Origin of the sequence: Algoriphagus faecimaris (genome assembly GCF_900101705.1) — a bacterium.
GTDB classification, from domain to species: domain Bacteria; phylum Bacteroidota; class Bacteroidia; order Cytophagales; family Cyclobacteriaceae; genus Algoriphagus; species Algoriphagus faecimaris.
This window is the reverse complement of the sequence record NZ_FNAC01000047.1, coordinates 1-11,997: the sequence shown is the minus strand read 5'-3', so window position 1 is coordinate 11,997 and position 11,997 is coordinate 1. Positions and strand designations below refer to the sequence as shown.

Genomic DNA, 11,997 nt, shown 5'->3' with positions numbered 1-11,997 from the left:
AAAATGAATGGATTTCGATCTCGAATTTCGCGTTTTCAAGTACTATCAATGACCGAGAGGGTTGATTTCTCAAAATTGGAAGTCGCTCAGCAAACTATTGCCTCTATTAAAACAGCTTTTATTTAAGAATATCAATGAAGGAAAATATACTCAAGAAACAGATTCAACAGGTTTTGGAACAGATGCCCGCCGACTGGTTGACATTGACTACCCATAGACTGGATATTTACGATGAAAGTCAGGCCAAAACTCAATTTTTAGCTGCTTTCGAAGAACTCTTACAATCCGATCAAATCAGTAATCAGGCCTTAGCCAAATTGCCTACTGCCTACGATTACATCCGCTTGGGGCATCCACTATCCTCGGTATTGGAGTGGACCCTCGGCCAACTCCATGGCATACCTGCTGATCAGGTCATCAGTTTTTCTTCGAAAACAGCCCCCATTCTGGCGATACTCCGCAAAAATCTTTTCCTAAAGAAATCCACACAAATCCTCTATACGGAAGATATTTCTCATTTTTTTAGCGAAGAGCTAATTCAAGGAATCTATGGCTATTCCTTCGAGCTGCTACAGGTAAATCCCAATGAGAAACTTCCTAAATTTGAAGGTAGTCGGGTTTACATCAGTCAAAAAGCACCCATTTCTGAATTAGAAAATCCTTTTAACAGTGATTTTGTCATCAGCACCCATGAACCTTGGGGTAGTATCATTCATGTGCTTGGAGAGGAAAATGCATCCTATATCTCTGAAATCCAACATGTAAGAAGAAGGGAAACCATAGCTATGACACCGATTCATTGTCAGCAAGCTTTGAAAGCCTTGAATGGAGAAGTGGAAGAAAGCACATCAGATAATCTAGCAGCAGATCGAAAAGAACAAGTCCTGGAATCCATCGCCAACATCACAGCCACAGACATCAAACCTTTAGTGGCTTCCAGTGGGCTTTCTATGCAGTATGCCATCATGATGGGACTTGTGGATGAAGCCCTAGAAAAGCATCCCGGAAAAGCAATCAAATTTATCGTGCCGCCCAATTGCTATGGTGGCACCAATGATCAGGCCCGACGGGTGGCCGCTTGTCTGGATCAGGTGGAAGTAGTTGACCTTCCAGTAGATGCAGGAAATGACATGAATCAAAGCTTGGATAGGATTTTGGAGGAGCTTGCACAGCAAAATGCGGTTTCTTATATCATCGCCGAGATTCCCACCAATCCCCGAGTGGAAGTTCCTGACTTGGATCGCTTGAAAGAGGTCTTGGGAAAAGAAAGACAAACCGCTGAGGGAGAAGTGGCTTTAGAACCTGTCTTTATTCTGGATCAGACTTTCTGTCCTAATGTACACTTTTTGGGTGAAGGGGAGACTCTTTCGGGTATTCCAGCCATCTCCTATGCCAGTGGATCCAAGTTTCCAAGCGGTGGAGAATGCACTGCGGGTTATTGTGCAGCCAATTTGAAAGCGGAAGGTCTCATGGAAAAGATAGCCTTGCATTTGGCTCTTTGTGACAATGAGGCCACAGAGGAGCAGTATGAAATCTTGGCTAGACAATTACCTTCTATGAATCAGCGAATTCAGAAGGCCTACGAGAATACTAGAGAATTTGTAAATTTCATTCAGGACAAGCTACCTACTACCAAAATCAATTTTGTCTCTGAGGATTTGGCACAAAGAGGCTTTACCCCTTCTGTATTTTCTTTGGACCTTCCTACTAAAGGAGAAACTGAAGAGGAAAGAGAAAGCTACAAGAGAGCATTGAATTTAGAATTGATCAATTTGATGATCACCGAAATTCCCGAGGAAAGTAAGTTTTGTGTGAGTTATGGGCAGTTGAAAGGATGCTACTGGACTGTACCGGCCACATCTACACAGGGTACAACAAAGGAAGGCGACAAGGATTACATTGTTCGGGCTTCTGTATCACATAACATTGATTTGAATAAACATAAAGAGGTGTTTTTGAAGTTTGTGAAAGAATGGTGTTGAAGGTTGGAAGTTTAAAAGTAGGGAAGTCAGGATGAGTTGGAAGTGGCAATTTTCAGTTGGCAAAATGGAAGTAAAAAGAGAGAAAGCTGAAAGTTTCAAAAATGACCCACCTTGTCTTTGATGGGCCAAGTCTTCCTTCAGCAGCTAAACATGAAGATAATCATCCATTGAGTACCTGTGAATTGAAAGTGACAAGAAGCCTAAAAGCCTGTAAGGGCTTTAACTTTGATTAGCCATGGGTGAAACCCATGGTTATGATTTTATTAGGATAATCGTTTTTCACGACCCTGACGGGGTCGAATTTAAAATTAGCACTTGGAGGATTAGCATCTTCCGAAACCATTACAAATCCCCGAGCTCTCATCTGTAAAATTGCTTCAATTTTATATTTATTGTCTTCGATAGAAACGAACTCAGAGTTTAGGGACTCTTAATAGGTATAGGAATGGTGTTAAAGCCCCAATTCTCAAACCCTTTTCACCATCTCGATATGCTCGATTCCATCTTCATCGTAGGTATCTCCTTCGGGAACAAATCCAAGCGATTTATAAAAATCCAAAGCATAAGTTTGGGCACCTAAGCGAATATCTACTTCCCCGAAAAGCTTCTGACAGGCCTCTATACCCAATTCCATCACTTTTCTACCCAAGCCTTTTCCTCGAAATCCTGGAGCGCTTACTACTCTTCCGATAGCTACTTCTTGGTAAGACAATCCCGCTGGAACCAGCCTACAATAAGCCCCCAATTGATTGTCTACAAAAAGAAGCACATGCTGGCATTTTTGATCTTTGTTGTCCTGATCGAGAAATACACAATTTTGCTCTACAACAAAAACTTCACTTCGCAGTCTAAGTAATTCATAAAGTTCATAAACACTGAGTTCGTCAAAAGCTTTGACTTGATGGGAAAGGTTCATTGAGCAAGGTGTTTTCGATTAAGGCCACGAATATGGGGAGGATGTAAGGGAAATTCAAGGCCTGGTGTTGGATATTTTATTCTTTGACCACGGCTAAGCGTCAATTTAAGCTTCTCATTAAGAAATACAATAATATATTTTACTTTAGGTCAAAATATTTAATTTTATAACAATCAACATCAATTTAACCAAATATGAATTATAAATAATGATATATTGTAAAATATAATTTTATTTAGCATCAATTTATTCAATAACAATAACAAAATGATTACGTATACTATAATAGTTTTAACCAAATTCCATTAATTATGAAATTCTTCAATATTAATAAGATATTCAGCACCACTATTATAGCCTTACTTTCTACATCTCTAGTCTTAGGACAGAAAACCTACACAGAAAAAAAAGAGAATGTAAATTTAAATAAGTATGATACATATGATTGGGTTTTTAACAAAGACAATATACCTGATGACAAAGTACTTATCAACGGAGACATGGTTTTGTTATACAATAATTCTACAACAAACAAACATGTCAAGGATGCAATTAATGTGCAAATGAAAGCTAAAGGCTTTAGTCACGATGAAAAAGATCCAGATATGTTGGTTAATTTTCATATCCTAGAATATCCTACTGAGCTAAGAACTTATAGATTGACAAATGGTCAAGACTACTTGGGCTTTGGTCCTAGATCTATGACAACCAAGATGGTCCCAGTGGATGCAGGAACAGTTATTGTAAACTTTACTGATGCTGAATCCGGTGCTCATGTATGGCAAGGATTCGCTTCAGGTGCATTTGATGCAGAAGAACTAAAAGACATCTCAAAATTAGAAGCTAAGGTAATTTCAATATTTAATGATTGGAATTTTGAGCCCTTTGCTGAGGAATAAAATATATTATTTGTATGTTCGGGTTTCTACCTGTAAACAAGTACTCTTTGACAGTCAGGTTGAAAGACCCATGACAGAGGTTCAAAGTTTGCTTGAATTGAACTTTTAAGTTGATTTTAAGCAGATTAATTTCTTTACTGACAAAGAAGCAGATAATCAATATTTATTAAATTAATTTCAAAGCGCGATTTTATTCGCGCTTTTTTTATAATGCAATTAATACCATTTCATTTTGATTATTCCGAAACAGAACATCCTTTTCTAACAGTTCGTATAATTCAAGCTTAGTAAACATACTAGACCTACTGATTTACTTACTTTACTTGAATAACACATATTATTCTAGGTGTATATTTTTCATCTGTTTATAATTGATTTCCAAAGGTCTATTTGTCCCGAGTATCGGAATAGCTTGTCCCAAACTTGATTCGGTAAGATCTCGCATGGTTGCCCCTATAGATCGAGGCATCCCAATAGGTGTCGCTTTTGTCGTGCTCGATTTCACTTGTTTAAATTGCTTTTTAGGGGTCACTACCTGTCCCGACTTCGGGATAATCTCGCACGGCTGCACCAATTGATCAGTGAGCAACAGCGTGTGACGGCCACCTCATGCTCGATTTCAATCAACCGAAACCTTATTAAATGAGTATTACAAGTGCTATAAAAAAAGCGTAGCTATCACCACGCCTTTTGATTAGGGTTGTTGTTTGGTTTTATAAGTTTAATAAGACTCTATCGATAACGTGAACTACGCCATTATTACCTTGAATATCCGTATCGATGATGTTAGATTCTCCACCACCAAGATCGATTAATTTAGGGCCTGAAGTATCTATGGTTACTTTATCTCCCGAAAACATAGTGATTTCGATATCAGTTAAATCAGAGGAAAAAACTCTTCCATCTGCAAAAACATGATAAGCTAAAACACTGATTAAACCGTCAGTTCCACCTAAAAAGGCTACCAAGTCCTCTAAAGTATCCACCTCAGGTAAGGAATTGAGCAAGTCAATGAAGGCTTGATCAGTTGGGGCAAATACAGTAATATTTGGAGTATTCGCTACAATATTTTCTATTTCTGCAGCTTCAATAGCTGCTTTAAGAATGGTGAAATTCTCATTGTTATTTACCAATTCCATGATATTATCTGAAGGTGGAAGCAATACTGCATCTATTCCATGGATCACCCCATTTCTAGCTTGCTTGTCTACCAAAATAATATTGGATTCGTTTACCTTTGGCCCATTCATAAGGCTAATCTCTACTCCGGCTCCGTTTAAAGTAGGAACAAAACCTTCCACCAAATCAGTGGAAAAAACAGATCCTGCCACCACATGATAAAGTAAAATAGAGGTCAAACCCTCTAAATCTCCAATGTTACCTGGGTTCAAACCTAATTCAGCAAAGGCTGCATCTGTGGGTGCGAAAACGGTAAGATCATTTCTAGAGAAAACTGAAGCTAATCCACTTTTCCCTAAAGCAGCATTGAAAGTGGCGAAGGTTCGTCCTGCACTCTTTCTAGCATTCGAATTGTTGACATCCCCTTCAGTCTCCATCGTTTTAAGGACTTCTGGAATGAGTTTTAAATCATTCTGTGCTGGTATGGCCTGATCTTCGATTTGAGAGCAAGCAGCCATAAATACAAGGAATAAAAGGCCTAGCCCTCCCTTGATAAATTGGTTGATTGAGTTGGTCATGGATTTAATGTTTATGGTTAAATGATTATAAATCAATAACCTATCAATTCATATATTGATTTTGAATACAGGTAAAAACATTTTAAACCGTAGAAAACGAATGTTGAACTGTAGAAAAAAGGGGTTGAATTGAATCCTATTTAAAAACTAAGGGACAAAGTTGCCAACTTCACGGTGCTTTCGGAGTTTTCTACATGCGTCCAGGCAAAATAAACTTGCTCATCAAAAATTTCCATCTGAGGGAAACCACTTTTTCTTCCAGGGTCAATAGCAGTCACTTTTTGTTTTTGAGCTCTTTTACCATCCAAACTAACTTTTTGAACGAAAAGATAAGCGGTATCTTCTTCCATCTCCATCCAAGTCACCAAGGCAGAATTATTCTTCATTAAAGCAACATCTACCCTGCCTATGGCGTTGCCTTCCGATAAAACCAGAGGTTCCATGAAATCGGCTCCTGAATTGGTAGAAAAAGCAAGTTTGACCTGAGGATTTGCTTGGGCAGCGGTAAACCATGCAGCGACAACAGTTTCTTGATGAGCATCTACTTTGGGCCCATTGACGGGGCAACCAGCGATCTCCCAGCCGTCCGCATGGATAATTTTGGGTTCGGTCCACTTCCCGGCCATCAAGCGGGTAATGGCAATATCGCGGATTTCCCGATCTGATCTATTTCTATACAAAACCACAGGACCTTCTGAAGTCATGGCTGTGGTGGTCTGACAGCAATCGCAGGTTTTAGCATCCAAAAGTTCATCCCAAATCACCTTTCCTTGAAAGTCTACTTCTGCTGCTCTAACACTCATGGCTCCCGAGTGCTCCGCGTGGTCATGACTGCTTCCTCCTGTATTTCTTCCATCAAGCCAAGAAAGCAAAAAAGAGTCATCGGAATAGGGAATGGTAGACACAAAACCATGCTCTGTAAGCGTGGAATCGGTGTGCAAAGGCAGCTCGGTCTTCCACTCATTTTCTCCCTGTGCAAGGATATTCAATTTGACATCGTAAGAAAATGTACTTGGAGAAGATTTGGGAAGTATATGGGTTAAAATATTGCCCTTATGTTCTACAATCGAAGGAAAATCTGCCCAATTCACAAACCAATCAGAGCTTTCTGTGATCAACTGAGCTTCTTTCCAAACCCCATTATTCAACTGAGAGTAAAAAAGACCTGCTTTAGAATCATTGAGCATCTCGGTCCAGGATAAGAAAAGTCCATTCTCTGATGCGTACAAATAAGGTAAGGAACTATCCTCATTTCCTGGGAAAGAAATTTCCGCTAGCTCAATCTGCTTTTCGCTTTTTGGCTGACAAGAGAAAATCAAGGTGAATCCTAATAGGAATAAAATCAATTTATTATTCATAATTTTTAATTCTGCAATTGATCGATAGATTCAATGCTACTCCATTCAATTTTTCCTGATATCCGATGAATTTCTTTGCCCTCGGTATCCAATATCAAAGTAGTCGGTAAGGCGTAAATTCCAAACTCTGCTAAACTCCCTTCACTAAGTTGAATTAGATTCAAGCCAGTCTTAAATCTATCCTGAAATTTTTCAATCAAGGCTAGATCTTCATCAGAGGCGATTAAAAATTGCACATTCTCCTTTTCCAATCGAGGTTGTGCCTCTTTTAGCGAGGGGAATTCTTCTATACAAGGTTTACACCATGTGGCCCAAAAGTGAAGAACCACTGTCTTATCTTGATAATCCGAAAGTTTGGACTTTTGGGAATTTAGGTCGGTAAATGTTGCTTTGAAATCAGGGCCTCCTCCAGAGGAATTTTTGCTTTGGCAGGAAGATAAAATCAGAACTATAGCGGACAGATACAGGAAAATCTGCTTTACGAAAAGAGATTTTGCTGCTCTTTTGAATGGAAACAAACTCATAGTCAATGGGTGATTGAGGGTTAAATATAAGGAATTCATGTAGGTGAGATTCTTTTTACAGCCAACAATCTTTTTTTAATGTTCAGACATTCTGTAGAAAAGCATTGAGTAAAACGATTCCAAGCCAGCACAAAATTAGAAAAGGGAAAAAGTAACATAAGGATAACTTATAGCTGAATTTGACCACTAGAAAAAAGCGCAATTTTAGGAGCTAAATTTTAATCAAAACGTATGAGAAACACTTTACTAAATATTCACCTGATGCTCTTTGGTTTACTGTCATTTACAGTCGGAGCACAAGAGGTATTTATCAATGAAATCCACTACGACAACTCCGGTACGGATGTGGGTGAGGCGATAGAAATCGCTGGTCCGGCAGGGACTGATTTAAGCGGTTGGTCTATTGTGCTATATAACGGTGCAAACGGGTCTGCCTACAACACCAGAAATCTTAGCGGTTCCATCCCCGACTCTGGCAATGGATTCGGTTTTGTATCGGAAGTTTATCCCACAGATGGGATTCAAAATGGAGCTCCTGATGGTTTGGCTTTGGTCAACAATGGCACAGTAATCCAATTCCTTAGCTATGAGGGTTCGTTTATTGCGGTTGGAGGTCCAGCCGACGGGATGAGCAGTGTGGATATTGGAGTAGAAGAAACTGGCTCCACTCCTATTGGTTTTTCGCTACAGCTCAACGGAACTGGGAAAGAATACACAGACTTTACTTGGGTAGCTCCTGCTAATTCGACCTTTGGAGCTACTAATAATGATCAGGTTTTTACTTCGGCACCTGTACTTTTTGTCAATGAATTTCATTATGACAATGCAGGGGCAGATGTGAATGAAGGGATAGAGATAGCCGGAACAGCAGGATTAGATTTGGAAGGGTATCAAATCATCCTTTACAATGGTAATGGTGGCTCTTCCTATGGCACAGTGAATCTTTCCGGAGTTCTTGAAGACCAGAACAATGGTTTTGGTACTCAATTCTTCCCCATCAATGGCTTACAAAATGGAGCGCCTGATGGATTTGCCCTAATTAGTCCAAGTAATGAAGTAATTCAGTTTTTAAGCTATGAGGGTGCCTTTACCGCAGTAGGTGGCCCCGCTGATGGATTACTTAGTGAAGATGTGGGAGTAACTCAACCTTCGAGTACACCCGTGGGTACCTCCCTACAGCTACAAGGAAGCGGTTTAAAATATGCTGACTTCACCTGGTCTGAGACTTCTATACCAAGCACCTATAACCAAGTAAATACAGGTCAAAGCTTCGGTGGAGTCGTGGTCGATCCAGATCCGGACCCAGAACCCGTAGTCATCAGTATCGCAGAGGCTAGACAAGCTGCACAAGGGTCTGAAGTTTGGATCCAAGGTATTCTTACTGCTGCTGATGAGTTTGGAGGACCAGCCTTTATTCAGGATGAAACGGCTGGGATCCCCGTATTTGATTCAAATATCCATGGAAGTGAACTTTTCCAAATCGGCGATGAACTCAGATTCTTCGGTACATTGGGAGCATTTAACGGGCAAATTCAATTGGGTAATGTTCGGGAAATTGAGCTCATCAGTTCAGGAAATACAGTTGAGCCACTAGTGACCTCAATTTCGGAAATTAGCCCCAGTTTAGAAGGCCAACTGATCCGTATTCCGAATGCTTCCTTTGCCATACCAAAAGGGTTGCTCTTCCCAGAAAGTAATTATGTGATTACAGATGAAAGCGGAGCTATTGAACTGAGAATAGATGGTCAAGTCAGCAGCTTGGTAGGAAGAGTGATTCCTGCTGATGCACAACCTGTAACTGGCGTAGTGGGAAGTTTCAGAGGCACACTTCAGCTTCTTCCGAGATTCATCGCAGACCTTCCGGGCACTTCGGCATATGAACCTATGGGTTCTGATATTCCTACCGAGGAAACACTTGATGTGATGACTTGGAATATGGAATTCTTCGGTGCAACTATAAGGAATTTCGGACCCAACAATGTCTCTTTGCAAGCAGAAAATGCCTTGAAATTGTTCCAAGCTACTTTACCTGATGTGATTGCCGTACAGGAAGTGAGCGACGAGGTACTTTTGGCTGAAGTGGTCAGTCAACTCCCAGGTTATGCGGTCCTTTGTTCTGATCGATACTCCAGGTCTTTTGAAGGTCCGGATCCTTCCTTCCCTCCTCAAAAGCTATGTTTGATTTACAAAACAGCAGTAGTAGAAGTGCTCGATGAAAGGGTATTGTTTGAGCAAGTATATGATGAAGCAAGGTTGGGAATGAATCCACTTTTGGATGACTATCCTACAGGAACAGCATCCTCTTTCTGGTCTAGTGGCAGATTGCCTTGGCTGGTCACAGCGATCGCTGATATTAATGGAGTGAAAGAGAAAATCAACTTTATCAATATCCACGCTAAATCAGGCTCTTCCAATTCAGACTTGGAGAGAAAGCGATATGATATTCTTGCGCTTAAGGACAGTTTGGATGCATACTACGCAGATGACAACATCATTCTATTGGGAGACTTCAATGATGATTTGGATGAATCCATAGGTGGAGGACCAAGTACCTATGAGGTGATTATTTCGGATCCTGATTTTGATGGGATTACCGTCTCACTCAGTGAGGCTGGTTTAAGGTCCTTTATCTTCAATGATAATGTGATAGATCATATTACGATTTCCAATGAGTTATATGATAATTACCTAGAGGGTTCCGAGTTCCTGTATATTCCATTCAACCTGATCGATAATTATGCAAATACCACCTCAGATCACTTACCGGTTTCGGTACGATTTGTGGCTGGCGAAGCTATCCTTTCCGATGCGGGAGAAGGTGGTGTGGTTTATCTGGGATATGAACTTTTGGCGAGTATTACGTTAAGTGCTACTGATGCTACCGGAGGTGCTGGAAATTATACCTACACTTGGAGTGATGGACAGATTGGTCAGCAAATAACAGTTTCACCTACTGAGACGAGTACTTACACCTTGACTGTCAGTGATGAAGCTGGAAATACCTTCACTGATGAGGTGACGGTATGCGTAGTGGATGTACGAAGCGGCAAAAACGGCAATAAGGTCACCCTCTGTATGCCTGCCGGAAATTCGGGAAATAGCAATACACTCAGCGTGGTACCTCAGGCAGTGCCTTCCTTCTTGGAGAGAGGTGCGAGTTTGGGCGCTTGTGGTATCATAGCATGCGGAGAAAACCAAACAGAGGAATCTGCTAGCCTATCATTTGCTAGCGCCGAAATCAAGCGATTCTATCCTAACCCAATAGTAGATCAAATCGCTGTTGAGTTAGATCAAAATTTGGATATCGAAGTTTCCTATGTACTCTTTAATGAAAGAGGAAATGTAATCCAATCTGGAAGCTCTAATTTCAGCAAGGGCCAAATGAACCTAATGATCAGTGGTCAAGGATTTAAGAAAGGCTTCTATTATCTACACTTGAATCAAGGTCAAGAGACCAAAGTGCTTCGACTGTTGAAGCGCTAATCCATACAAATCTGGAAATAAAAAACCCGACTCGATGAGTCGGGTTTTTTTTATGATTACGATTCCCATTTTCCTTCCCTCCTACAAAACAAGACGAAAGGACACCGAGTGACGGCTGTTGAGCAAAATCGAACCAAGTCGAGGTGAAAATTAAGAAAATTTGACTGCTGGTAGAATTCAGGATATACCTATTAAAAAAAGCTCAACAGAAGGGGGTTAGAAACTCAAGAATATCGAAGTGGATCAGAATATAAGTAGTTTTTATTATATAAATAAAAAATATATTTCTGTAAGGGAATACAAAATGACTAAATGACAAAATAATATTCTTAAAAAGTGCTCCTTTTTTGCAACCTTCCCATTCCCTACCCGTATCCCCACTTATACTAAACCAAATATTTAAAGACTATGAGCATCACTGGAAAATTTAAAGGGCTTTTATTAGCTGGGATTTTCTCAGCTTCTTGGTCGATAGGCACGGCAGAAATCCAAGCCAAAACAACCGATTCGGTCAATCAAGCTGAACTCAGCACGAAAGTAAGTCAGATTATTCCTGAACTTAATAAAGAAAGACCGAGCATTATTTTAGTCAACAAAGATCTTCAGATTATCGCTGAGTTCTATGGTGACGCTGAAGTAGTAAAGGGAAATTTTCAGGAGACTTTTAAAAATGTAGGCATTCTTGCCGAGCATAATGGACAAAGAGTCTACCTCCTATCGAAAAATTAAAAATTAGCTGACCTTTTTTAAAAGCATGCCTAACCGCATGCTTTTTTTTATGAAATTTTTTCTTAATTTTTAATTACTGTCATCCGAGTAACTTTTTGAAGTTGGAAAATAGTGGGTTTCCAGGCTATTTAGGGTGATTTTTCTTTTTTTCTCAAAACACCCCCCTGCTCACTTTCAAAGATGTCCAATTGTATTATTTCCAGATTTCGTTCTTCTGCTACCAGGCAGTTGGTTTTTAGGATGGTCTGGAAGCAGACATAGGAGATCAAGTTGGCTCTGGCCATGGACACCAAGGTGGTGAACTGCTCGGCTTCTTTGATCCGCTTGTGAATCACGGTGAATATTAGATTGGCAATTAATACCATCCAAACCTGTGTTTTGATCCCTTCCTGGCTGTCCGAGAAAAAAT

At 40.1% G+C, this 11,997-nt stretch carries 8 protein-coding genes and 1 pseudogene; 4 read left to right on the top strand and 5 right to left on the bottom strand.

Annotated elements, in window-relative coordinates:
• Positions 1-134: 134 nt before the first annotated feature.
• Positions 135-1,982 (top strand): PLP-dependent aminotransferase family protein, encoded by a 1,848-nt coding sequence (locus BLQ57_RS18200; protein ID WP_087941058.1) that lies wholly within the window; start codon positions 135-137, stop codon positions 1,980-1,982.
• A 466-nt stretch (positions 1,983-2,448) separates the two neighbouring features.
• Here the strand turns inward: BLQ57_RS18200 and BLQ57_RS18195 are convergent, their stop codons facing one another.
• Entirely contained in the window at positions 2,449-2,898 is a 450-nt protein-coding gene (locus BLQ57_RS18195; RefSeq protein ID WP_087941059.1) for a GNAT family N-acetyltransferase, read from the bottom strand.
• 311 nt (positions 2,899-3,209) lie between these two features.
• On the opposite strand from BLQ57_RS18195, the gene BLQ57_RS18190 reads away from it, so the two are divergent.
• Positions 3,210-3,797, top strand: coding sequence for a DUF4136 domain-containing protein (locus BLQ57_RS18190; protein WP_087941060.1), 588 nt, complete (start codon positions 3,210-3,212; stop codon positions 3,795-3,797).
• Positions 3,798-4,510: 713 nt separating this feature from the next.
• On the opposite strand, the gene BLQ57_RS18180 is transcribed toward BLQ57_RS18190, so the two are convergent.
• The 3 genes from BLQ57_RS18180 to BLQ57_RS18170 all read right to left on the bottom strand — a co-directional run bounded on the left by BLQ57_RS18180 (position 4,511) and on the right by BLQ57_RS18170 (position 7,415).
• Positions 4,511-5,494: a fasciclin domain-containing protein gene (locus tag BLQ57_RS18180; protein WP_087941061.1), complete on the bottom strand. Its 984-nt coding sequence runs from the start codon at positions 5,492-5,494 to the stop codon at positions 4,511-4,513.
• A 140-nt stretch (positions 5,495-5,634) separates the two neighbouring features.
• Positions 5,635-6,852, bottom strand: a complete 1,218-nt coding sequence (locus BLQ57_RS18175) for a hypothetical protein (protein WP_087941062.1) — start codon at positions 6,850-6,852, stop codon at positions 5,635-5,637.
• 5 nt (positions 6,853-6,857) lie between these two features.
• Positions 6,858-7,415, bottom strand: a complete 558-nt coding sequence (locus tag BLQ57_RS18170) for a TlpA family protein disulfide reductase (RefSeq protein WP_087941063.1) — start codon at positions 7,413-7,415, stop codon at positions 6,858-6,860.
• A gap of 192 nt (positions 7,416-7,607) precedes the next feature.
• Between BLQ57_RS18170 and BLQ57_RS18165 the strand changes: the two genes are divergently transcribed.
• Both BLQ57_RS18165 and BLQ57_RS18160 read left to right on the top strand, forming a co-directional pair.
• Positions 7,608-10,859, top strand: a complete 3,252-nt coding sequence (locus tag BLQ57_RS18165) for an endonuclease/exonuclease/phosphatase family protein (protein ID WP_087941064.1) — start codon at positions 7,608-7,610, stop codon at positions 10,857-10,859.
• Between the two features lie 408 nt (positions 10,860-11,267).
• Entirely contained in the window at positions 11,268-11,588 is a 321-nt protein-coding gene (locus BLQ57_RS18160; protein WP_087941065.1) for a hypothetical protein, read from the top strand.
• A 128-nt stretch (positions 11,589-11,716) separates the two neighbouring features.
• Here BLQ57_RS18160 and BLQ57_RS18155 read toward each other — a convergent pair.
• Positions 11,717-11,997 (bottom strand): annotated as a pseudogene (locus BLQ57_RS18155) (hypothetical protein); the annotation flags it as partial.